Consider the following 21916-nt stretch of genomic DNA (forward strand, 5'->3'; position numbering starts at 1 on the left):
TCATTGCAAGGCCGGGCACTCGCCCGGCCTTGACCCTTTCTGCTGTTTCCCGGTTTGGAGCGGGCGAGAAAATTGGGAACGGACCTGCATGCGCCTTTGGGGCGCAACCGCAAAACCGGCAGCCGGCGGCCGGGAGTGCTGCTTCTCGGCCGCATCGCCGCCAGTCTGTGTCTTTTTGCGATAGGCGGCTTCTCGCTCTATACGGCGTTTCGCGGCGACGGGCTCGAACGCAAAAATCCGCCGGCAACCGATCAGGCGGCAGTGCCCTCCTCCGGCACACCGCAACCAGCGCAAAAGCCGGCCGGCCAGGCGGCGGATGGCATGCCGCGCGCCGAACCGCGTTCGGGCGCCAATGTCGAGCAGATGGTCACCGGTGACGGCTCCGTCGTCACCAAATACAGCCCCCGCCCCCGCGACGGCGGCGGACCGGTATTGGTCGATGCGATGCAGATCGGCCAGGATCCGCGCATGGCGGCGCTGCCGAACGAGACGCTGCTTGAGGATTCGGCCTATGGCAGGCTGCCGATCGTCGGCCCCGACGGCCGACGGCCGATGGATCAGTATGCCCGTCCCGCGTCCGGCGCCCGCGGTGTACGCATCGCCATTGTCGTCAGCGGCCTCGGGCTTAGCCAGACGGGAACGCAGCGCGCCATCGCCGAATTACCCGAGGAGATCACGCTAGCCTTTGCCGCAAGCGGCAACAGCCTCCAGCGCTGGATGCAGGAGGCTCGCCGCGGCGGCCATGAAATCCTTCTGCAGGTGCCGCTGGAACCGTTTGATTACCCGGCGAACGATCCGGGCCCTGAGACTCTGCTGACCTCAAAGCCTGTCGCCCGCAACATCGAGAACCTCCACAAGGCGATGGGCGAGATCACCAACTACACCGGCATCATGAACTATCTCGGCGGCCGTTTCCTTTCCGACCCTGCCGCCATGGAACCGGTCATGCGCGATATCGGCAAGCGTGGCCTGCTCTTCCTCGACGACGGGACGTCGGCGCAGTCGAAAACGGCTGATGTCGCCAAGGGGACTGAACTGCCCTATGTCTTTGCCGATCTGCAGCTCGACGGCCAGCTCGACGTCAACGCCATCCTGCAGAAACTCGACGAGCTCGAACGCATCGCTCGCAAGAACGGCCAGGCGATCGGCGTCGCCTCGGCTTTTGACGAAAGCGTCGACGCCATTGCCAAGTGGAGCGAGGAAGCTTCTATGCGCGGCATCGAGATCGTCGGCGTCGCAGCGCTTTCCAACGACCCCAGAAACCCCTGAGATGATGACCTCAACGGAGAAGAAGATGAGCCAGGCGACCGTGAAAGCCGAGGATCTGCCCTATCGCCCATGCGTCGGCGTGATGATCCTGAACCGCGATGGCCTGGTCTGGGCCGGCCGGCGCATCCCCGACGGCAATTCCGAATATGACGGCTCGCCGCAGCTCTGGCAGATGCCCCAGGGGGGCATCGACAAGGGCGAGAATCCGTTGGATGCCGCCTATCGCGAGCTTTATGAAGAAACCGGCATCAGGACGGTGACGCTGCTCGCCGAAGCGCGGGACTGGATCAATTATGATCTGCCGCCGGCGCTGATCGGCATCGGACTGAAAGGAAAATTCCGCGGTCAGACGCAGCGCTGGTTCGCCTTCCGCTTCGACGGCGACGAAAGCGAGATCGCTATCAACCCGCCGCCCGGCGGCCACGATCCCGAATTCGATGCCTGGGAATGGAAGCCGATGCATGCACTGCCGGGCCTGATCGTTCCTTTCAAACGCGCCGTCTATGACCAGGTGATCGCAGAGTTCCAGCATCTGGCGGCGTTGCAATCGGAAGACTGATCATGCCCGGATGCTTCCGGCTTGGGCGCGGCGAGCACGGGAGTGCCGGCCGCCCTAAGGCGGCCGGCACCTGGTAGGAGCTTATTCGGCTTGGTCAGCGGAATCGGCGTTGAGCTGGCCGTATTTGCTTTCGCCGATTTTTTCGAGCAGATCGAGCTGCGTTTCGAGGAAGTCGATATGGCCTTCTTCATCGGCCAGCAACTCTTCGAACAGCTTCATCGAGACGTAATCGCCGGCTTCATAACAGATATCGCGCGACTTCTTGTAGGCCGTGCGGGCGTCGTACTCGCCGGCGAGATCGGCTTCGAGGACTTCCTTGACGTTCTGGCCGATGCGCAGGGGGGCCAGGGTCTGCAGATTGGGATGGCCTTCGAGGAAGATGATGCGGGCGACGAGCCGGTCGGCATGATGCATCTCTTCGATGGATTCGGCGCGTTCCTTCTTGGCGAGCTTGGTGTAGCCCCAATCCTCGAGAAGACGATAGTGGACCCAGTATTGGTTGACCGCCCCGAGTTCGAGGAACAGTGCCTCGTTAAGCCGCTCGATGACCTTTTTGTCGCCTTTCAATGTCCGCTCTCCTGTTTTCCTCATGGAACTGCTTCAAGCGCGACATGAAATCAAATATCTCGGCCTCCGTCGAGTGGCGACGGGCGTGATATTCCTCGGTCGTCTGGATAATAATGTCGACCACGTTGGGGAAGCAGCCGCAGCAACGGCCGCGTTTTTCCATGGCGTGGTAGACCTTCGCAGGCACGATAAGCTGCCAACAGTCGTCGTCGAGAAGGTTGGTGATAACCTCCCGGATTTCCTTGTCGGTTATGTAATTGCAGCTGCAGACAAGCACGTCTTCATTTCCAAACATGACATTGACTATCGTGTTTTCTGCTAAAGAAGATGGTGGCTGTCAAGAAAAAATTCGAATCAGACGGCATCGATTGGAAGCGATGGGCGCGGCCTGTTGCAGATTGACTGGAACTGTGCGGCGATCACACGATGAGGCATGCCGGTGATCCGGTCGATCCGACTGCTAATGAAAGTTCCGCCCGCGCGGCATGACCTCGGCGGTTTCCACCACACCGGCATGGCGGCCCGCGGCGCCCGCCTCCCTTTCCAATTCCGCCCCTTCCCGCGCATTCGCAAGCCTTCTCTGTCGTGGATCAACCCCTGGCCTCAGCACCTCGTCGGCGCGCTCGCAGGCACCGAAACGTCGGGCCTCGCGTTGCAGGATGCCAAGCGCCGGCGTCATGTCCTCCATATGCTCGACGACCGTATGGATGACGCCGCTATGGCTTTGCAGCCTGCCCCGGATTTTCACGAGCCGGGCACCCATGACGACCGCCCGGTATTTTTCGAATATCTTGCTCCAGACGATAGCGTTGGCGACACCGGTTTCATCCTCCAGCGTCATGAAGATTACACCCTTGGCCGAACCCGGGCGCTGGCGCACCAGCACCAGACCGGCGATGGTCACTCTCTTTCCGTTCGGCACCGTCAGGAGATCGACATTGCGCGTGATGCCCATCTTTCGGAATTCCTCCCGCAGGAAAGACACCGGATGCGCCTTCAGCGACAATGACAGATAACGATAATCCTCGATCACCTGCTCGCCTGGCGGCATATCAGGCAGGCTGGTCTTCGGTTCGACCTGCAGATCGATATGGTTCACCCGATCGAACAGAGGCAATTTTTCAGGAGCGTACTTCGTATCCAGCGCCCTTGCAGCCCAAAGCGCCTCACGCCTCGACAGGCCGATCGAACCGAAGGCATCGGCATCCGCCAGCCTTTCGATATCGGCTTTGTCGAGGCCGGACCGCAGCCAGAGATCACGAACCGAGCCATAACCATCGCCCCTGTTGGCAAGAAGGCTCTCCAACGCCTTCTCGGACAGACCCTTGACCTGCCGGAAGCCGAGGCGAACGGCTCGCTTTGCCTTGATGAGGGCTCGCATATCGGCATGCCGCCTGTCGACGGCATTTCTGTCGAATACCGCCTCCTCGAGATGGCAATCCCAATTGGATCTGTTGATGTCGACGGGTCGGACCTCGACCCCGTGTTCCCTGGCATCACGAACGAGCTGCGCCGGCGCGTAAAAGCCCATCGGCTGCGAATTGAGCATGGCAGCGCAAAAGACGTCTGGATAATAGGCCTTGACCCAGGACGAGGCATAGACCAGCAGGGCGAAGGAAGCCGCATGGCTTTCCGGAAAGCCATATTCGCCGAAGCCTTCGATCTGGCTGAAGCAGCGTTCGGCAAAGTCCCTCGGATAGCCTCTGCGGGTCATGCCATTAATCAGATCATCCTTGAACGCGTTGACCTTTCCCAACCGCTTGAAGGTCGCCATCGAGCGGCGCAGGCGGTCGGCCTTGGCAGGCGAGAAGCCCGCCGCCGTAATCGCGATCTGCATCGCCTGTTCCTGAAACAGTGGCACGCCGAGCGTCCGCTTGAGGATCGGGATCATCTCGTCTTTCGGATAGTCGATCTTGAAACCTGGAGAATGCGACTGCTCCCGCCGCGTCAGGTAGGGATGGACCATATTGCCCTGAATCGGCCCCGGGCGGACGATTGCCACTTCAATCACGAGATCATAGAATCGGCGCGGCTTCAGCCGGGGCAGCATGCTCATCTGCGCCCTGCTTTCGATCTGAAAGACGCCCAGCGTGTCGGCCCGGCACATCATGTCATAAACCGGTACGCCCTCGTCTCCGTGTTCCCTGTTGCCGAGATCGGCAAGGGTTTTCTTCACGTCATAATGCAGTTCGAGCAGCGAGAAAGCCTTTCTGAGACAGGTCAGCATTCCGAGAGCCAGAACATCGACCTTCAGGATCTTGACGTTGTCGAGATCGTCCTTGTCCCATTCGATCATATAGCGATCCGGCATCGCCGTCTTCATGATCGGCACGACTTCATCGAGCCGATCCCGGGTGATGACGAAGCCGCCGACATGCTGGGTCAGGTGACGCGGAAATCCGAGGAGTTCGGACGCATAGCGCAGAACGTTTGATGTCACCGGATCCGAAATATCGAGCCCAGCCGCCTTGGCATCCCGCTCCGACAGATTATCCTCCGACCAGCCCCAGACCAGGCTGCTGATCGCCGCCTGGACGTCCTCCGAAAGCCCGAAGGCCTTGGAGACCTCGCGGCCGGCGGAACGAGTGCGATAGGTGGTGACGCCAGCCGTCAGCCCGGCATGCTCCTTGGTATATTTTCTGTAGATGTGCTGGATGACTTCTTCGCGGCGGTCATGCTCGAAATCCACATCGATGTCAGGCGGCTCGTCGCGATCCATCGAGATGAAGCGGTCGAAAAGCAGTGTGCTTTTGGTCGGATCGACTTCCGTGATCTCGAGGCAATAGCAGATGACCGAGTTGGCTGCAGAACCGCGGCCCTGGCACAAAATCTTCAATTCATAACGCGCATGCTGGATGAGCTTGTGGACCGTCAGGAAATAAGGCTCGTATTTCTTCTCCCGGATGAGATCGAGTTCATAGTCGATCTGGGTCTGGATTTGAGCAGGAACGCCATCCGGATAGCGCTTCTTAGCGCCCTCTTTCGTCAGACGTTCGAGGGTTTCATAAGGCGTCTCGCCGGGATCGTTTTCCGGCGGGTAATTGTGTTTCAGCTCATTGAGCGAAAACGAAAGCCTGCCGAAGAATGTCCCGGTATTGGCGATCGCCTCCGGATAATCGCGAAACAGCCGGGCCATTTCACGTGGGCCCTTGAGATAACGCTCGGCATTCGGAGCAAGAAGAAAACCTGCTTCGGCGATCGGAACATGCTCGCGGATCGAAATGACGATATCGGAAAGGGGTCGGCGATCCGTATGGTGATAGAGCGGCTGGTTGGTCGCGATGACAGCAATGCGGTGGCGGGCGGCGATTACGGAAAGTGCCGCGAAAACCTGCCTGTCGCGGCCATCATAGGCAGGCGCCAGCGCCACGTGAAACGCCTTGCCGAAACGGTTCCGGAACCGGGCGAGACAGGCTTCCAATTCCTGTTGGGCGACAGGCTCGACGGCAGCCGCCTGGCCGGGAACGAGGGCCAGCATCATCTCGTCCCCCCATTCCATGATATCCGCCTCGTAAAGCAGGCAGGATCCCTTTTCCGCTCTCAAATTTCCCGCACTCAGCAAACGGCAGAGATGCGCCCACCCTCGCCTGTTCTCAGGATAAGCAAGGATATCAGGCGTTCCGTCTGAAAAAACGAGACGGGCGCCCGGCTGAATCCGGATTGGATCGAGAATCTTCTCTTCCTCTCTGCCGTCGAGGTTCTTCTCGTGCCTTCTTCTGAATTTCTCTTCGATCTCCTGCGCCTGCGCATGCGCCCGGACGACACCGGCAACCGAATTCCGGTCGGCGATTCCAAGACCGGAAAGTTTCAGCGCCGCGGCCTGCACCACCATTTCCTCAGGTTTCGAAGCGCCCTCCAGAAAGGAGAAATTGGTGCGGGCGCCGATCTCGAAAAATGCAGGCGCCGCGCTCATGCGAAAATCCCGTGCATAAACCAGCGCGGCGGCGGCTCTTCACCGTAAAAGCCTTCGCGGTAAATCCAGAAACGATGCCCGGCATTGTCCTCGACACGGAAATAGTCACGCGTTTTGGCGGCGGCGCCATCGATCCACCACTCCATTGCAAGCCGTTCCGGGCCTTCGCTGCGCAGAACCTGATGCTGCAAGCGGCGCCACCGAAAACTTTGCGGCGGCCCTTCCGGAACTTCGGCGAGCAAGGCCTCCACCGGTTCCGGTCGGGCAAAAAGCCTCAGAGGCCGCTCGCTGCGAGCGGCGGAAAGACGGCTTCCCTCGCTCCTGCGATGCGCCGGAAAACTCTCCATGAGTGGGGTTATGATAACCGCACGCTCCGGCACATGGCTTTCACGGAGCTGAAAGCTTTGGAGACAGTCTGCGCCAAGGCGAGCCGAGACGCGGTCGATGAAAGCTGCAAGCGAGATCTCTCTTTGCCGGCCGCCGTCGAAATCGCCCTGCGTTCCTTCGAAGGGCTCATGGCGCACGACATTCAGCCGCAGGATCTCGAAACCATATCCGGCATCGAGATCGTCATGAATTGCCTGCAGACGCTGGGAAAAAAGATCCGCGATCCGCTTCGGCTCCCTGAGCGGCCGTGAAGCGCCGACCGAAATCCGGAAAACCCGGCCATCGACCCGAAACAGCACGAGTTCGAAGACGCGGCCGCCGGCGCCGCGGGCTTCCAGGGAGGGTTTCAGCGACACGGCGATCTGGCCGGCAAGGACGAGAATATCCTCTTCGGTGCCGATCGGCTCGGCCAGCCGCCGCTCGGCCGAAAGGCTCGCAACCGGCAGGCGCGGCGAAACCGGTTCCTCATCATGTCCGAGCGCCTGATCGAGCCGCAATAGCAGGCTTGCCCCGAAACGGCGGGTCAACGGCGCCCGCGGCGCATTCATGACATCGCCGATATATTTCAGCCCGAGCTTCTTCAGCGATGCCACGGTGTCTTCGTTCAGCCGAAGCGCGGCGACCGGCAGCGGCGCCAGCATATCCTCCATTTCCTCGTCTTCGATGACGCCGCCATTGCCAAAACGAGCGACGGCCGAGGAAAGGCCGGGCGAAGAGGAGATCGAACCCCGGACGTCGAGCCCCATATGGAAAAGCCTGAGCAGAATATCCTTCAGCAGCGCTCTCTCGCCGCCGAAAAGATGGGCACAGCCGCTAATGTCGAGAAACAGCCCGTCCCGTCCGTCGATCGCCACCAACGGCGTATAGCGGTCGCACCAGTCGGCGATGGCTTCGAGCAGCCGCGCATCGGCGGCCGGATCCTCCTCGACGATATCGAGTTTCGGATGCATGGCGCGCGCTTCCGCGACACCCTGGCCCTTCTTCAGGCCAAGCGCCTCCGCGGCCTCGTCCAGCGCCATCAGCCGCATGGCATTTTCGTGCTTTCCGGCGCAGACGATCGGCGCAGCCTCAGGACGCCCTCTCGAACGCCAGGAGAGGCCCCATTTTCTGCGGGCGATCCTGTCCGTCGAAAGGTGCGGAAAGCTGAGCGCCAGGATACGCTGACCGTTCGTCTGGAGTAAGAGCGTGCCTTGGCTCGTTGATGGGGAAAAACTGACGTTCATGAGGGTTCCACTCCAGAAGAAGGGAGAGCGGAGCCGGGTTGCGGCTCTTCTCCAGGCTGAGATGAAAAACCGGATTGCCGATGCTGCCGGCAAGTCTCGATCCACCCGGCAGAGCCCGCATGCCGGCTGGCGCAGGCTCGGCAAGCAGCCGGAAGGCGGCGCTGCTCGCCTCCTCCTCTCCTGCCTGCCGAAGCAGGAAGAGCGGCCGGCCGGCCGCCTTGGCGCGAAGACCGAGCCGCCGGCTCTCGGTCAGACCGACATGCGCGGGATTGCCCCTGATCTCCAGGATGACCACCGAAAAGGCGCCGCTTTCCAGCGCGGTTTCCGCAAGCCAGAGCGCCTCATCGAGCTTGCGCGGCAAAGCCTGCAGGAAACGCTCAGGCCGCAGGCCGAAATCCTGCAGACCCACCGCATAGGGAAGGCCGGCCTCCATCGTCGAGACCGGATCGCCGATCCAGAGTATTGGCGAACAGTCGCTCGCCTCCTCCTCCACCCGCTGCAGCAGCGTTGCGGCCGCAAGGGCGAACCCACTGGCGGCTCCCGCATCCCGGAAAAGCGCCGAACGGATTTCCGTTATCGCATCGAGCGGCAGCCCGCCCTCCATCGCTTCGTCGAGCGATGCCACCCCAAACGACAAGCGCTGTCTGCGTCCATTCCGTTCCGCATCCTGCCGCCCGGTCTCACCCGAAGCCAGGGCTTCCCGCTCCGCTGCCGCAAGCGCCGGCGCAGGCTTTCCTTCCAGCTTGGCGATGGTTTCGCGGAGCGCAAAAAGCCGCTCGCGCGCCAGGGCGTTCTGCGCCATGGCGTTTACTCCGTCCGTATTGTTCCTGTTATGTTCTTATGGATTCCAGAGAGCTGAAGAAGAGTCAACAACCATTTTCTATGAATTTATTCCTGCCTTTGATTCCGCACTCGAAAATCGGCGGCAAAGGTTCTATATGGGCCCGCAAAGGAAGGAATATTCATGGCCCGCATAGACCTGAGCGATGATTGGCGGGACCGCCATGCGCCGACGATCAGCACTTTCGAGTCGCTGGCCATGGAGGCTTACAGCCATCTACCGGATGAATTCCGCCAACTGACGACCAATCTCACGATCGAGATTGAGGATTTTCCCGATGACGACGTTTTCGAGGATATGGCGCTGGAAACGCCTTTCGACCTGCTCGGCCTTTTCGAAGGCAGGGGAATTTCGGAGCGTTTCACCGTGGAAACCGGCGAAATGCCGAACCGCATTCGCCTCTACCGTCGCCCCATCCTCGATTATTGGGCAGAAAACGACGAGACGCTCGGCGATATCATCACTCACGTCCTGATCCACGAGATCGGCCACCATTTCGGACTGAGCGATGAGGATATGGAGCGGATCGAGGCCAGCGCCGAGGAAGCCGCCGAGCGCTGAAACCGTGCGTTCGGCAGAACGCGCTATTGCTCGGAGAGCTTCATCTCCGGATCGTAATCCTTGCCTTCGACAGTCTTGACGACGGCCTGGCCGCATTGCATCGCGCCGGTTGCGGCATTGAAGGCATAGGTCGGTGGGCCCTCCAGCGACCAGCCCTTGTTGAGGGCGGCGGTGACCTTGTGGCAGAAGGAAGCGTCGTCGGGGCCGGTCAGGAAGCGGTAGAGTTTCATCAGGCGGGCTTTCTTGCAGAAATCAGGCGAGCTTTATGAACCAGAGCTTCGGCCTGGACAAGATGCAGCCGTTCGATCATCCGCCCGTTCGCATTGATGACGTTCAGGCCTTGGGCAGCCGGATCGGCAAAGGCTGATATGATTGCCTGCGCTTCGGCAATCTCCTCGGGGCTCGGGCCGAAATGCCGGTTGGCGGCCGCAATCTGCGCGGGATGGATCAGCATCTTGCCGGCAAAACCCATGGCGCGCCCCTGCCCGCATTCGACATCGAAACCTTCGTCATCCCGGAAATCGTTGAAGACACTGTCGAGCGCATCAAGCCCATAGGCCTTGACCGCCAGAATGACCTGCATCAGCCAAGGCACGAGAAAGCTTCGCCCCGGCTGCGGCAGGACGCCGGTTTCCTTGCGCAAATCATTGAGGCCGACGACCAGGCAATCGAGCCGCGCCCCCAGCATGCAGCCGGCTTCAGCAATCGCTCCGGCATTCAGCACGCCGCGCGGCGTCTCGATCATGGCCCAGATGCGCAACTCCTCCGGGGCATCCGCATCGGCAAGCAGATCGCCGATGTCGGTGATATCCCGAGGCGCGTCCACCTTCGGCAGGAGAACGGCGTCGGGCAACAGCGCCTTGACCAGATCGAGATCTGCCGCCCCGAATCCGGATGACAAAGAATTGATGCGAATGATCCTTTCCTTGCCCTCGAGCGGCGGTCCGGCAAAAAAAGCACGCAGATTTTCCCGCGCATGGCCCTTGTTCTCGGGCGCGACGGAATCCTCCAGATCGAAAATAACCGCATCACAATCAAGGGAACGGCTCTTTTCGAGCGCGCGGAGATTGATGGCTGGCACGCTCAGCACCGAGCGGCGCAGACTTGCGGAGCGGAAAGGTTTGGTTTGGTTCATCATCCATTAGTGCCAAGCTTCGCAAAGCCCGGCAAGACAACAAAAAGCCATGCTTGCCTTGCAGAGAGGAAAAGGAAGGACCACATTCCTTTCTGTAGAAAGGTCTCAAACCCATGCAGAACATTCGCTCCATCTTCTTCATGCTGGCCGGCGCCACCTTCTTTGTCGCCATGCTGCTTCTCACCTTCTCGGTGACGCTTGCTGTCGGCGGCATCCTGACCGTGCTCATGGTCGGACGCGCGCTTTCGATGAAGATGAAGCCCGCTCCGGTCCGCGCCAAGGCAAACAACGGCAAGCCGGAGATGCGCATCTGGAACGACGGTCGCGGCACGATCATCGATCTCTGAGGCCTGCTTTCAAAAAAATTGGCGACACTGTCGCATCATGCTTCCGTGATACGTCTTTGAAGCAGCCGGGCATTCTGCCGGCGCTCAAAAACGATGGAGGACGTGCATGGATACGACGGAAAACAAGCCGGCCAAGTTACCGCCGGTGAAGAATGGCCTGCTGCCCTATCTGACGGTCGACGGCGCGGTGAAGGCCGCGGAATTCTACAAGAAGGCCTTCGGCGCCGAAGAGGCCCACCGGGTACCGGTCGATGAAAGCGGCCGGACGATGCATATTCATCTCTATATCAATGGCAGCTCCCTGATGCTGGCGGATGCCTATCCCGAACACGGCCATCCCTTCAAAGGTCATGAAGGCTTTGCCATCCAGCTTGTCATCGACGATATCGATTTCTGGTGGGATCGTGCGGTGGCCGCCGGCGCCGAAGTCGTCATGCCGGTCGAACTGATGTTCTGGGGTGACCGCTACGGCCAGCTTCGCGACCCGTTCGGCGTGCTCTGGGGCTTGAACGCGCCCGCCAAATAACCGGACGCGTACCGTCGCCAGGTCACGCGAAACGTCGCGTGGCCGCCATTTGAAAGCAGTTCGCGCAATAGTGTGCAGCGGTTTTGCGAGAACGACATGCGGCAGACCAGACCTAAAGCGTAGCAAGCGAATCTGAAAGATCGCGGTACGCTTTAGAAAGATTCTCCTTCATTTCGGCAAAAAACTGGACTAGATGCACATCCAGGAAAGTACATTTGCTGAAATGGAGCATGGGTCATGGATAAATTCGTGAAGCTCACGGGCGTTGCAGCGCCGCTGCCGGTCGTCAACATCGACACCGACATGATCATTCCGAAGGACTATCTGAAGACCATCAAGCGCACGGGTCTCGGCAAGGGCCTTTTCGCCGAAGCCCGCTACAATGAAGACGGCTCCGAAAATCCCGATTTCGTGCTGAACAAGCCAGCCTATCGCGATGCCAAGATCCTTGTCGCCGGCGACAATTTCGGCTGCGGTTCCTCGCGCGAGCACGCTCCCTGGGCGCTGCTCGATTTCGGCATTCGCTGTGTGATCTCCACCAGCTTCGCCGACATTTTCTACAACAACTGCTTCAAGAACGGCATCCTGCCGATCAAGGTCAGCCAGGAAGACCTCGACAAGCTGATGGACGACGCCTCGCGCGGCTCCAACGCCATCCTGACGGTCGACCTCGAGAACCTCGAGATCACCGGCCCCGATGGCGGCTCGATCAAGTTCGATCTCGACGAGTTCAAGCGCCACTGCCTGCTGAACGGCCTCGACGATATCGGCCTGACCCTGGAAAAGGGCAAGGCGATCGACGAGTTCGAAAAGAAGAACGTCGCGTCGCACCCTTGGGCCGCTTAAGCTCTGACCAATTGCCGATCGATTAAGCCGGGCTTTTGCCCGGCTTTTTCTTTATAGCGGCGCGCATCTCACGCGCGCAAAGGACGCTGTAACTGGCGCAGCTCAGAAAAACTTCTCTTTCCAGACCCTCAGTTTTTCCAGCGACACGCCGATTCCGCCGCAGACCTCGATCAGCGGATTGTCAAAACGCTGAAGCAGTCCGGCACGCACATCGGCAACGGCAAGGGCGGCGCCGCAGGCCGGCTCGACGAGGATGCGATGCGCATCGGCAAATTTCAGGCAGGCGGCGATGGCATCGGCGTCGCTGACGACAACGCTTTCGATCGGGTGCTGCTTCGGCAGCTCGAAGACATGCTGCGCCACCTGCTTTGCGCCGAGCGACGTTGCAATCGAGGTGATCGCTGGAAGCGAGATGCGTTCATTGGCCTTGAGGCTGGCATGAAACGAAGCCGCCCCTTCGGTTTCGACGGCGATGACGGGAATGTCGGAAAGCCCGTTCCGTTTCAGCCCCTCGACAATGCCGGCCAGCAGCCCGCCGCCGCCGACGCTGGTGACGACACAATCGAATGTCACGCCCTTCGCCACCACCTCGTCGATCAGCGTGGCATGACCATCCCACAGAAGCGGATGGTCAAAAGGGTGCACATAGGTCGCCTTACGGCTCTCTGCGAGCTCGACCGCATGAGCGTTGGCTTCATCGAAAGCCGAACCATGGACGAGAACATTGGCGCCGGTTGCGGCAATCGTCTGCCGCACATCGGCCGCCGTCGTCTCCGGCACGACGATCGTGACCGGCACGCCGAGCGCCCGGCCGGCATAAGCCGCAGCAATGCCGGCATTGCCGCCGGAGGCGCAGAAGATCTCGCGGGCACCATCTTCCACCTCGTGCTGGCACAGCCGGCCGACACCGCGCAGCTTGAAGCTGCCGGAAGGCTGTAATGCGTCGAGCTTCAGCCAGAGCGGCTTGCCGCTGGCGCTATAGCCAGGGGATGTCCGAACCAGAGGCGTGTCGAGATGGAGAGGTGCTGAAGCCATGGAACCTCCAGGAAATGAAACTGTGACGGCTGTTCTAATCCGTTTGCGGCCACAGGAGCAACCATCGCGACCGGAAATGAAGCGTACCGATTCACCGCTTCTCTCGCTTGAAATGCCCATTTCCGGGGTCTAAGAAACCGCAACTTGTTTTTCCAGGAGGGTTTCATGACAGCGCGCAATCTTTTCCTGCTGCCGGGTGACGGCATCGGTCCCGAGGCCATGGGCGAGGTCCGCAAGATCATCGCCTATATGAACGAGGCAATGAATGCCGGTTTCGTCACCGATGAAGGTCTTGTCGGCGGTTGCGCCTACGATGCCCATGGCGCGGCGATCTCGGAAGCCGACATGCAGAAGGCGCTTGCCGCCGATGCCGTTCTGTTCGGCGCCGTCGGCGGGCCGAAGTGGGATAGCGTGCCTTACGACGTGCGCCCGGAAGCCGGTCTGCTACGCCTGCGCAAGGATCTGCAACTCTTCGCAAACCTGCGCCCTGCTATCTGCTACCCGGCGCTCGCCTCGGCCTCGTCGCTGAAGCCGGAACTGGTCGAAGGCCTCGACATCCTGATCATCCGCGAGCTGACAGGCGGCGTCTATTTCGGCGAGCCGAAGGAGATCATCGACCTCGGCAACGGCCAGAAGCGCGGCATCGACACGCAGGTCTACGATACCTACGAGATCGAACGCATCGCCGGCGTCGCCTTCGAAATGGCCCGCACAAGGCAGAACCGCGTCTGCTCCATGGAAAAGCGCAACGTCATGAAGTCGGGCGTGCTCTGGAACCAGGTCGTGACCGAAACGCACAAGGCGAAATATTCCGACGTCCAGCTCGAACACATGCTGGCCGACGCCGGCGGCATGCAGTTGGTGCGTCAGCCCAAGCAGTTCGACGTCATCGTCACCGACAATCTTTTCGGCGACATGCTCTCCGACGTCGCCGCCATGCTGACCGGGTCCCTCGGCATGCTGCCGTCGGCCTCGCTCGGCGCGCCTGACGGCAAGACCGGCAAACGCAAGGCGCTCTACGAGCCGGTGCACGGCTCGGCCCCGGATATCGCCGGCAAGGGCATCGCCAATCCGATCGCCATGATCGCCTCCTTCGCCATGTGCCTGCGTTATTCCTTCAACTTGGTGAAGGAAGCCGACAACCTGGAAAGGGCGATCGCCAACGTGCTCGACAAGGGCATTCGCACCGGCGACATCATGGCCGATGGCGCAAGGCAGGTCGGCACTGTCGAGATGGGCGATGCGATCCTCGCCGAGTTCAAGGCGCTTTCTGCCTGATATATTTCACGTGAAACAGTTCAGCCCTTCGCATCACCCATGCGGAGGGCTTTTTCATGTAAGGACGAGCAGCCGCAACCGGGTCGGTCGAATTATCCGACACGGACTATTCTCAGCCACAATCTCGTGTATTTTTGCGCCGAATTTTAACCCGGCAAAATCGAACGGACGACAGGATGCGGGCATTTTGGGCTTCCCTTGATAGGCGCTGGCGCCGCGGCGGCGTCGGCATGCCGCCCTTGCGCTGGCAGGCCTGCCTCTTCATCACCATCAATGCCGTGGTTCTTTCCATGCTGCTCTTCGATGCCCCGGTCGGCGCCAGCGAACGCCCTGCGGCGGTGAAGCAGCTCGGCCAGCTGCTGACCGGCTTCGGCGATTCTGCCTGGCTGATCTGCATCAGCATTCTGCTCTTCTTTCAGGGCAGGGCGGGTTACAAGCTTTTAAAGACCGCGCGCTCCAAGGCGCAGGCGCTTTATGTCAGCTGGATCGGCGCCTATCTGTTCACAACTGTCGTCTTCTCCGGGCTTCTTGCCAATCTCCTGAAACGGGCGATTGGAAGGGCGCGTCCCGATCACTTCCACGATTACGGCATGTTGTCCTTCACGCCCTTTTCGGGCCATGCCGCTTTCGAAAGCTTTCCCTCCGGCCATTCGACGACGGTCGGCGCCTTCTTTGCCGCTTTTGCATTGCTGTTTCCGCGCTACCGCATTCTCTTCATCGCCTGCGCCATCTGGCTTGCCATGACGCGTGTCATGGTAGGCGCCCATTATCCAAGCGACGTCATCGCCGGCCTTGCATTCGGCGGCTGGTTCTCGCTGCTGACGGCCATCGTCTATGCCCGCTGCGGACTTCTTTTTAAGCTGGCGCCGGATGGCTGGCCTCTCGCCAAACGCCTGTTTCCGGACATGGAAAAGCCCGGCGGCTTGTGAGCGCCGGGCCTTTCGCCTGCATGCTTAGCGCAAAGCGCCTCAATCCATGGCGTGGATATCCCTGTTCTTCGTTTCGGGCAGGAAGATCAGGCCGATCACCAGCGTGATCGCCGCAAAGACGATCGGATACCAAAGACCGTAATAGATATCACCCGCGGCAGCGCTCATCGCGAAAGCCGTCGCTGGCAGCAGGCCGCCGAACCAGCCGTTGCCGATATGATAGGGCAGCGACATGCCGGTGTAGCGGATGCGGGTCGGGAAGAGCTCGACCAGGAGGGCCGCGATCGGGCCATAGACCATCGTCACATAGATGACGAGGACGAACAGGATGGCGATCGTGCCGATCCAGTTGACCCGGGTGGGGTCAGCGGTCATGGCGAAGGCGCCGCCATTGGCGATGTTGTAGACTGCCATGTCGGTGACGCCATTGGCCTCGTCCGCCGTTAGCAGCTTGCCTTCGACCAGCTTGGCTGCCGGCACGGTTTCCTTGTCGCCGGCGCGCACCGCATCGGCGTTGAGCGCCAGTTCCGGATTGGCGGCGATGAAGGCATCGAGCTTGCTATCCGGCACCTTGGCGGCCCCGCGCTTCAGCGGATAGCCGGCATCGTGGAGCGCAATGTTGACGCCTTTTTCGAAGGCGGCGGTCATGCCCTTCGCCTTGTCGCCGGCAGCAACAACGTCGAAGCTGGTAATCGTACCGTTACCGACCTTCACCGTCGCCGGCTGTCCGGCGGGACCAGGCACGACGTCATAAGGCACCGAGTTCTTCGTCAGGAATGCTGTCGCCACATCGCAGGAACTGGTGAATTTCGACGTGCCCGTCGGGTTGAACTGGAATTTGCAATCCGACGGATCGGCCGTGACCGTTGCGCGGATCGACGCCTGCGCTTCGGCAAGTGCGGGGTTCGCCGTCCAGGTCATCGCCTTGAACAGCGGATTATAGGTCACCGCCGCGATGAGAAGGCCTGCCATGATGATCGGCTTGCGGCCGATCTTGTCGGAAAGACCGCCGAAGATGACGAAGAACGGCGTGCCGAGGAAGAGCGCAATGGCGACCATGACATTGGCCGAGAACAGATCGACCTTGAGCACGTTCTGCAGGAAAAACAGCGCATAGAACTGGCCGCCATACCAGACGACCGCCTGGCCCATGGTGGCGCCGAGAAGGGCGATGAGCGCGATCTTGGCGTTCTTCCATTGCCCGAAGGCTTCGGTCAGCGGCGCCTTGGAGCCCTTGCCTTCCGCCTTCATGCGCTGGAACGCAGGCGATTCGTTCATCTTCAGACGGATCCAGACGGAAATGCCGAGCAGCACGACTGAGACCAGGAACGGAATGCGCCAACCCCAGGCTGCGAATTGAACCGGGTCCATCAGGGACTGGACCAGGATGATGACGATCAGCGACAGGAACAGGCCGAGCGTCGCCGTCGTCTGGATCCATGAGGTGAAGTAGCCGCGCCGTCCATTCGGCGCATGTTCGGCGACATAGGTTGCCGCGCCGCCATATTCACCGCCGAGCGCCAGACCCTGCAGCAGACGCAACCCGATGAGAATGATCGGGGCTGCGATGCCGATGGTGGCCGCACCCGGCAGGATACCGACGAGGAAAGTCGACATGCCCATGATCAGGATCGTCACCAGGAAGGTGTATTTGCGGCCGACGAGATCGCCAAGACGGCCGAACACCAGGGCGCCGAAGGGACGCACCAGGAAGCCGGCGGCAAAGGCGAGCAGCGTGAAGATATTGCGCGTTGCCTCGGGGTATTGGGTGAAATAGGTCGCGCCGATATAGGTGGCGAGCGAACCGTAAAGATAGAAATCGTACCATTCGAAAACGGTGCCGAGCGAAGAAGCGAAGATGACCTTCTTCTCTTCGCCCGTCATCGGACCGGCCTTCGCGCCGTCGATGCTTGCGACATTTGCCATTGTCTGTCCTCCACAGAGTGATGAGCAACGCGCGCGACCTACTCTCCTCAAAGCAAATCCCCGGCCGCGACACGCCTGACGAGAGTGTGCCAGAAAACATGGCCCGCAAAGAGAGAGGCTTTGGGATTATGACTTTAGTCTAATGGCAGCGCTTTTGGCGGGCGGGAAGTCGTCTGCTGGCTCTGTTCACGCCCTCAGCGCCTGCGCCGGCGATTGCCGGTAGGCGAGCACCGCCGGCAGTGCGGCGAGCAGTGCGGAAAAGGCGAGCAACACCCCTGCAAGCCCACCATCTTCGCGGGCGAAGCCGACGGGCATGGCGATGCCGCTCGTTTGCGAGAACATGCCGGACAAGCCAAGCGCCGCGGCAAATCCAAGCCCGAATCCGAGCGCGATCCCAACTGCCACGAGCGCGAAGAATTCCAACCAGACGATGCCGAAGATCGCACTTCGTGGGGCGCCGAAGGCCCTCAATGCGCCGATCTGGCGGCGGCGCTGACCGATATGGATGACCGTGACCAACACCAGCGAGGCTGCGACGAGAGCCTGCGCGCCGGAAGCGACCGCGACGAGGATCTGCTTGGCGTCGCCGAGCGTGGCATAAAGATTGGTCAGCACCTCGCCGGGGAAGACGGCGACGGTATTGCCGCTGCGATAGTCCTGCCGCAGCTTGTAGGCATCGGCGATCGTCTTCGGCTTGACGAGGATGGCGGGAAGGCCGGGAGCATTCGCGGCCCATTTCTCGTCGAGCACGGCAGCCGGGTCGATTTCGCCATGATGTTCCTGATGCGCATGCGCGTCGTGATCGGCGCTCGCCGGCTCATGATCGTCTCCAGGCTCCTCGTGTTCCTCCTCCCCAAGGCCATGGATATGCCAGACGGCCTGGATCGGAACGAGAATGGCTCGGTCCCAGGCTGTCCCCGTCGACCGCAGGCGGCCGGCAACGTGGTAGACGAGTTCGGTGTGGGTCTCGCCGCCTTCTTCCGCTAGGCCATGCATCGGCTTGATCTCGCCGCCGAGCGAAAGCTTGACGGCCGAGCCGATCACCGCCTCTCCCTCGCGGGCGAAAACCTTCCCCTCGGCAAAGCCGCCCGACAGCCTGTCCGCCAGGGTCGCAGTCGTGCCGACGATCGGATAGGCGGAGAACGAGTCGCCGAAGCCGATCGGTGCCGCCCAGTCGACACGGGGATCGGCGGCAAGCCTGGCCAGCACCTCGCCCGGCATCAGCGGCAGGGGCGAGGGCTGCAGGAAGACGGAGGATAAAACGAGCTGTGTCTCGCTGCCGCCGGCGCCGATAACGAGATCGAACTTGTCGGCGGCGCGGGCGCTGCCGAGGCGAAGCGCTCGCTCCTGCAGGACAACGGAGACGCCGAGCGCCGTCGCAAGCGCCACCAGCAGCACCACCACCAACGACCCCGCCCAGAGGCGGCGAAGATCGGAAAGGATGAAGCGGATCATGCAGCCTCTCCCGCCGTTGCCGCGGAATCGTCGCTGATCCGGCCCGAGCCGAAGGTGATGCGCCGGTCGAGCCGGCTTGCCAGGCGCTGATCGTGCGAAACGACGATCAGCGTGCTGCCCTCGGCAATGGCAAGATCGAGGAGGAGATCGCCGACGGCCTCACCGCTTTCGGCATCGAGGCTCGCGGTCGGTTCGTCGGCGATGATGACGCCGGGCTTGCGCAACAGCGCCCGGCCGATCGCCACGCGCTGCATCTCGCCGCGCGACATTGTTTCGATCTTCTGGCCCGGGCGGGAAAGACCGACAGTGGTCAAAAGCACATGCGCCCGCTCGATGACGTCAGCTGTGGCGGCCCTGGCAAGCCGCGCCGGCAGAAGCACGTTTTCCAGCGCCGACAGGCCCGGGAAAAGATGGAACTCCTGCATGACCAGGCCGATATTGGCAGCGCGGAACCGGTCGCGCCCGCTTTCGGAAAAACTGGCGATATCCTCGCGGTTCCAGCGGATGCGGCCTTGGCGTGTCCGCTCCAGCCCGGCAATGATGTTGACGAAGGTGCTCTTGCCGGAGCCGGACGCTCCCGTGATGGCGACCCTGCTGCCGGCCTTGATCGACAGGCGGCCGATTGCCAGCGCCGGCGAGGACAGGCCTGGAAAGGTGATGGCAAGGTTTTCGATATCGAGAGCGAGCATATCGGTTCAGACAGCGGAATATTCGGCTTGGCGGATGCGCAACAGACTGACGAAGCCGGTTTCCGGATCCGTCCAGGAACCGTATTCCAGCGTGCCGCGCACTTCGATCGTCTGGCGCGGCTGCACGAATGTCTGCTTCTCCGCGAGATACACGACGACGATATTATCCGGCCAATCCGCATCCGAAGAGCAGAAGGGGCAGAGCGACATTGGCACCTCGGTCAGCACGAAGAACTGCGCCTCGGCCTTCAGTGGCGGCGCCATGAAGCCTTTCATGCTGATGTCCTGGCCGGCAAGACGCTTCACCTTGTCGGAGAATTCGAGGCCCAGCACGCCGAACTTGCCGTAGAGCTCGTCGAAGGAAAGCGATGGCTCGACAGCGCGACCAGCAGACGCCGTAAAAGGGAACGCAATGGCGGCGGCGATCAACCGTCGGCGGCTGAGATGCAGCGAAGGGAATATATCCATGGTGATCTCCAGGAAGCAAATCCCGGCCTCTAGCATCGGCCCGAAATCGGAACGATTTTCGAAAGCACGATGCTAGCTTCAAAGTGTTACAGCGTCCTTTTGCGCGTCTGAAAGACGCGCGGCGCTGTAAGCGGCCGGGATAGATGATCGACGAAAGAGGCAAGGCCGGCAAGCTGCCCCGCAGGATCGGTTTCCGATCAGTTCGTCTGCTTGGCGCCGAGCGCGAAGGCGTCGGCGAGCACACGGTAGACGTCGCTCTGTTCGAGGTAGCCATGGAAGCCTTCAGCGCCCGGGCCGGCCGACTGCAGGACGACGTCGTCGACCGCATGAACGCCGCTCTCGCTGCTCTTCGGAAGATTGCCCTGCACGAAGACGGCGCCGGGAACATCCTTATACTGCTCGTTGGCGACATATTCCTTCTTTTCGTTCTGGACAGCCGGAACGAAGGGACCGTCGAGCTTCGGACGGAAGGTCTCGTAGTGATCGGGGCCATTGTTGGCACTCAGGAACAGGCGGCGGCTGACGTCGATCTTGTCGGGATAGCCGTCGCCATTTTCGTCCTTGTAGTTCGGGAAGCCGGCTTCGGCATAGGTGCCAACCTTTTCGCGCATTTCCGTACCCGGCTTCTCGTCATCGACGGTTCCGATGATCGAAACACCATGCGTGTGGTCGCCGGTAACGACGATCAGCGTGTCCGGATGCGCCTTCTGGAATTCGCGGGCAACGCCGATCGCCTGGTCGAATTCGATGGTATCGACAACGGCGCGATCCCAATCGAGCGGATGGGACATCTTGTCGATCGAGGAGCCTTCAACCATCAGGAAGAAACCATCCGGATTCTTGGAGAGGCGGTCGAGCGCGGCCTTGGTCATGTCGACGAGGCCCGGCTGGTTCGGGAACTTGTCGACAGTGCCCTTCTTCAGGAATTCGCGGTCGAGCGTCACGTCCATATTGCCGGTGTGGAAGAGACCGAGGAGATTGCCTTCAGCCGACGCATTGGCGGCGAGTTCGTTCTTGTCGGTCGCAAGCTTGTAGCCGGCATCCTGGAACAGCTTGATGTAATCCTGATTGTCCTTGCGCTTGGAACCGGCGACCTCCTTGCCGAGGAAATAGGCCGAGCCGCCGCCCAGCAGGACTTCCGGCTTGACGTCGAGCAGCATGCCGACGACGTCGGCCTTGTCGCCGCGGTTGCGGGTATGGGCAACGACAGCAGCCGGCGTAGCGTCTTCGACTTCAGATGTCGCAACGATGCCGATCGACTTCTTCGTCGTACGGCGGACGGCTTCGCCGAAAGTTTCGACACGCGGATCGTCGAGCGAAGATGGTGTACGGTCCGCGTAGACGCCGATCGCGTTGACGGCTGTCTTATGGCCGGTCATGAAGGCCGACATGGTGTTGGCCGAGTCCGTGGCAACGGCATTCGTCGCCGACGTGCCGATGAAAGCCATGCGATCGAGATCGTCCATGTTCAGACGGCCATTCGCCTTACCTTCGGTCATGCCCTTGGACATGATGCGGGCGGCGGTGCGATGCGCGACGGAAAGCCCGTCGCCGAGCATGAAGATGATATTCTTGGCCTTCGGCTGGGCAGCGGTTTCGTAAACGTTCCAGGTGACGGACTTGGTTTCGTCGCCGGCAGCGACTTCGATCTTGTAGTCGCCCGGAACGGAAATCTTCAAGCCGCGCAACAGCAGAGCGGAGCCGAGAGCCTTGTCTTCCTTGCCCTTTTCCAGCTCGATGAACTGCGCTTCGCCCCCGAGAACGCTCTTGTAATCCTGGCCGTTGACCGTGATCTTCACGTCCTCAGGCTTGACCTGCTTGTTGAGCTCGACCTTGAAATCGAACGGCGAGCCGACAAGGATCGTGGCGCGATCGAGCGGATAGACCGTCGTCGCCTGAGCGGCGCCCGCAAGGATGGTGGTGGCCGCAAAGGCGGCAAGAAGCGTACGCATGGAAAACCCC

At 61.0% G+C, this 21916-nt stretch carries 20 protein-coding genes and 1 pseudogene; 8 read left to right on the forward strand and 13 right to left on the reverse strand.

All coding sequences use genetic code 11. From position 1 onward, the window contains the following. Nucleotides 1-72: 72 nt before the first annotated feature. Both HJC04_RS11850 and HJC04_RS11855 read left to right on the forward strand, forming a co-directional pair. Complete coding sequence (locus HJC04_RS11850) at nt 73-1269, forward strand: divergent polysaccharide deacetylase family protein (RefSeq protein WP_221122894.1); 1197 nt, start codon at nt 73-75, stop codon at nt 1267-1269. 25 nt (nt 1270-1294) lie between these two features. Further along, the gene (locus tag HJC04_RS11855) at nt 1295-1828 is read left to right on the forward strand and encodes an RNA pyrophosphohydrolase (protein ID WP_210632753.1); all 534 of its coding nucleotides are present in this window, start codon (nt 1295-1297) and stop codon (nt 1826-1828) included. 81 nt (nt 1829-1909) lie between these two features. Here the strand turns inward: HJC04_RS11855 and bfr are convergent, their stop codons facing one another. The 5 genes and pseudogenes from bfr to HJC04_RS31695 all read right to left on the reverse strand — a co-directional run bounded on the left by bfr (nt 1910) and on the right by HJC04_RS31695 (nt 8720). Next, on the reverse strand, nt 1910-2395 hold the full coding sequence (gene bfr / locus HJC04_RS11860; RefSeq protein WP_210632754.1) for a bacterioferritin: 486 nt from the start codon (nt 2393-2395) through the stop codon (nt 1910-1912). Continuing rightward, nucleotides 2361-2760 (reverse strand): annotated as a pseudogene (locus HJC04_RS11865) ((2Fe-2S)-binding protein). The gene bfr and the pseudogene HJC04_RS11865 overlap by 35 nt, the downstream one beginning before the upstream one ends. Before the next feature lie 95 nt (nt 2761-2855). After that, nucleotides 2856-6308 (reverse strand): error-prone DNA polymerase, encoded by a 3453-nt coding sequence (locus HJC04_RS11870; protein WP_210632755.1) that lies wholly within the window; start codon nt 6306-6308, stop codon nt 2856-2858. Then, a complete protein-coding gene (locus HJC04_RS11875) occupies nt 6305-7723 on the reverse strand; it encodes a DNA polymerase Y family protein (RefSeq protein ID WP_247241791.1) in 1419 nt (472 codons plus the stop codon). The genes HJC04_RS11870 and HJC04_RS11875 overlap by 4 nt, the downstream gene beginning before the upstream one ends. A 40-nt stretch (nt 7724-7763) precedes the next feature. Further along, a complete protein-coding gene (locus HJC04_RS31695) occupies nt 7764-8720 on the reverse strand; it encodes an ImuA family protein (RefSeq protein ID WP_247241792.1) in 957 nt (318 codons plus the stop codon). Between the two features lie 162 nt (nt 8721-8882). Here HJC04_RS31695 and HJC04_RS11880 point away from each other — a divergent pair, with 162 nt between their 5' ends. Continuing rightward, nucleotides 8883-9320: a metallopeptidase family protein gene (locus tag HJC04_RS11880; protein WP_210632757.1), complete on the forward strand. Its 438-nt coding sequence runs from the start codon at nt 8883-8885 to the stop codon at nt 9318-9320. 23 nt (nt 9321-9343) lie between these two features. On the opposite strand, the gene HJC04_RS11885 is transcribed toward HJC04_RS11880, so the two are convergent. Further along, nucleotides 9344-9550, reverse strand: coding sequence for a DUF1737 domain-containing protein (locus HJC04_RS11885; protein ID WP_210632758.1), 207 nt, complete (start codon nt 9548-9550; stop codon nt 9344-9346). Continuing rightward, nucleotides 9550-10455 (reverse strand): CoA ester lyase, encoded by a 906-nt coding sequence (locus HJC04_RS11890; protein WP_210633052.1) that lies wholly within the window; start codon nt 10453-10455, stop codon nt 9550-9552. The genes HJC04_RS11885 and HJC04_RS11890 overlap by 1 nt, the downstream gene beginning before the upstream one ends. 113 nt (nt 10456-10568) lie before the next feature. Here HJC04_RS11890 and HJC04_RS11895 point away from each other — a divergent pair, with 113 nt between their 5' ends. The 3 genes from HJC04_RS11895 to leuD all read left to right on the forward strand — a co-directional run bounded on the left by HJC04_RS11895 (nt 10569) and on the right by leuD (nt 12174). Next, a complete protein-coding gene (locus HJC04_RS11895; protein WP_064708240.1) occupies nt 10569-10802 on the forward strand; it encodes a hypothetical protein in 234 nt (77 codons plus the stop codon). A 106-nt stretch (nt 10803-10908) separates the two neighbouring features. After that, on the forward strand, nt 10909-11328 hold the full coding sequence (locus tag HJC04_RS11900) for a glyoxalase/bleomycin resistance/extradiol dioxygenase family protein (RefSeq protein WP_210632759.1): 420 nt from the start codon (nt 10909-10911) through the stop codon (nt 11326-11328). Nucleotides 11329-11565: 237 nt separating this feature from the next. Further along, nucleotides 11566-12174 carry a 3-isopropylmalate dehydratase small subunit gene (leuD, locus tag HJC04_RS11905; protein ID WP_210632760.1) on the forward strand — a complete coding sequence of 203 codons (609 nt, stop codon included), beginning with the start codon at nt 11566-11568 and terminating at the stop codon, nt 12172-12174. A 102-nt stretch (nt 12175-12276) separates the two neighbouring features. Here the strand turns inward: leuD and HJC04_RS11910 are convergent, their stop codons facing one another. Then, nucleotides 12277-13209, reverse strand: a complete 933-nt coding sequence (locus HJC04_RS11910; protein ID WP_210632761.1) for a pyridoxal-phosphate dependent enzyme — start codon at nt 13207-13209, stop codon at nt 12277-12279. Between the two features lie 165 nt (nt 13210-13374). Here HJC04_RS11910 and leuB point away from each other — a divergent pair, with 165 nt between their 5' ends. Together leuB and lpxE are read left to right on the forward strand one after the other, a co-directional pair. Further along, complete coding sequence (leuB, locus tag HJC04_RS11915) at nt 13375-14487, forward strand: 3-isopropylmalate dehydrogenase (RefSeq protein ID WP_210632762.1); 1113 nt, start codon at nt 13375-13377, stop codon at nt 14485-14487. A gap of 176 nt (nt 14488-14663) precedes the next feature. Beyond that, a complete protein-coding gene (lpxE, locus tag HJC04_RS11920) occupies nt 14664-15416 on the forward strand; it encodes a phosphatase PAP2 family protein (protein WP_210632763.1) in 753 nt (250 codons plus the stop codon). A 39-nt stretch (nt 15417-15455) separates the two neighbouring features. On the opposite strand, the gene HJC04_RS11925 is transcribed toward lpxE, so the two are convergent. The 5 genes from HJC04_RS11925 to HJC04_RS11945 all read right to left on the reverse strand — a co-directional run bounded on the left by HJC04_RS11925 (nt 15456) and on the right by HJC04_RS11945 (nt 21906). After that, the gene (locus HJC04_RS11925) at nt 15456-17342 is read right to left on the reverse strand and encodes an MFS transporter (RefSeq protein ID WP_221146263.1); all 1887 of its coding nucleotides are present in this window, start codon (nt 17340-17342) and stop codon (nt 15456-15458) included. Between the two features lie 186 nt (nt 17343-17528). Next, nucleotides 17529-18797: an FtsX-like permease family protein gene (locus HJC04_RS11930; protein ID WP_221122892.1), complete on the reverse strand. Its 1269-nt coding sequence runs from the start codon at nt 18795-18797 to the stop codon at nt 17529-17531. Beyond that, nucleotides 18794-19486: an ABC transporter ATP-binding protein gene (locus HJC04_RS11935; RefSeq protein WP_221123906.1), complete on the reverse strand. Its 693-nt coding sequence runs from the start codon at nt 19484-19486 to the stop codon at nt 18794-18796. Before HJC04_RS11935 ends, HJC04_RS11930 begins: the two co-directional genes overlap by 4 nt. A 6-nt stretch (nt 19487-19492) precedes the next feature. After that, nucleotides 19493-19954 (reverse strand): hypothetical protein, encoded by a 462-nt coding sequence (locus tag HJC04_RS11940; protein WP_210632767.1) that lies wholly within the window; start codon nt 19952-19954, stop codon nt 19493-19495. A 197-nt stretch (nt 19955-20151) separates the two neighbouring features. After that, complete coding sequence (locus tag HJC04_RS11945; RefSeq protein ID WP_221146265.1) at nt 20152-21906, reverse strand: alkaline phosphatase; 1755 nt, start codon at nt 21904-21906, stop codon at nt 20152-20154. Nucleotides 21907-21916 lie beyond the last annotated feature (10 nt).

The organism is Rhizobium sp. NLR8a (assembly GCF_019685235.1).
Classification (GTDB): Bacteria; Pseudomonadota; Alphaproteobacteria; order Rhizobiales; family Rhizobiaceae; genus Rhizobium.

Excerpts from the sequence above, each read along its gene's own strand:
- HJC04_RS11855 (WP_210632753.1), top strand. The coding sequence starts at position 1,295 with ATGAGCCAGGCGACCGTGAAAGCCGAGGATCTGCCCTATCGCCCATGC.
- HJC04_RS11870 (WP_210632755.1), bottom strand. The coding sequence starts at position 6,308 with ATGAGCGCGGCGCCTGCATTTTTCGAGATCGGCGCCCGCACCAATTTC.
- HJC04_RS11875 (WP_247241791.1), bottom strand. The coding sequence starts at position 7,723 with ATGCGGCTGATGGCGCTGGACGAGGCCGCGGAGGCGCTTGGCCTGAAG.
- HJC04_RS31695 (WP_247241792.1), bottom strand. The coding sequence starts at position 8,720 with ATGGCGCAGAACGCCCTGGCGCGCGAGCGGCTTTTTGCGCTCCGCGAA.
- HJC04_RS11880 (WP_210632757.1), top strand. The coding sequence starts at position 8,883 with ATGGCCCGCATAGACCTGAGCGATGATTGGCGGGACCGCCATGCGCCG.
- HJC04_RS11885 (WP_210632758.1), bottom strand. The coding sequence starts at position 9,550 with ATGAAACTCTACCGCTTCCTGACCGGCCCCGACGACGCTTCCTTCTGC.
- HJC04_RS11890 (WP_210633052.1), bottom strand. The coding sequence starts at position 10,455 with ATGAACCAAACCAAACCTTTCCGCTCCGCAAGTCTGCGCCGCTCGGTG.
- HJC04_RS11895 (WP_064708240.1), top strand. The coding sequence starts at position 10,569 with ATGCAGAACATTCGCTCCATCTTCTTCATGCTGGCCGGCGCCACCTTC.
- HJC04_RS11900 (WP_210632759.1), top strand. The coding sequence starts at position 10,909 with ATGGATACGACGGAAAACAAGCCGGCCAAGTTACCGCCGGTGAAGAAT.
- leuD (WP_210632760.1), top strand. The coding sequence starts at position 11,566 with ATGGATAAATTCGTGAAGCTCACGGGCGTTGCAGCGCCGCTGCCGGTC.
- HJC04_RS11910 (WP_210632761.1), bottom strand. The coding sequence starts at position 13,209 with ATGGCTTCAGCACCTCTCCATCTCGACACGCCTCTGGTTCGGACATCC.
- leuB (WP_210632762.1), top strand. The coding sequence starts at position 13,375 with ATGACAGCGCGCAATCTTTTCCTGCTGCCGGGTGACGGCATCGGTCCC.
- lpxE (WP_210632763.1), top strand. The coding sequence starts at position 14,664 with ATGCGGGCATTTTGGGCTTCCCTTGATAGGCGCTGGCGCCGCGGCGGC.
- HJC04_RS11925 (WP_221146263.1), bottom strand. The coding sequence starts at position 17,342 with ATGGCAAATGTCGCAAGCATCGACGGCGCGAAGGCCGGTCCGATGACG.
- HJC04_RS11930 (WP_221122892.1), bottom strand. The coding sequence starts at position 18,797 with ATGATCCGCTTCATCCTTTCCGATCTTCGCCGCCTCTGGGCGGGGTCG.
- HJC04_RS11935 (WP_221123906.1), bottom strand. The coding sequence starts at position 19,486 with ATGCTCGCTCTCGATATCGAAAACCTTGCCATCACCTTTCCAGGCCTG.
- HJC04_RS11940 (WP_210632767.1), bottom strand. The coding sequence starts at position 19,954 with ATGGATATATTCCCTTCGCTGCATCTCAGCCGCCGACGGTTGATCGCC.
- HJC04_RS11945 (WP_221146265.1), bottom strand. The coding sequence starts at position 21,906 with ATGCGTACGCTTCTTGCCGCCTTTGCGGCCACCACCATCCTTGCGGGC.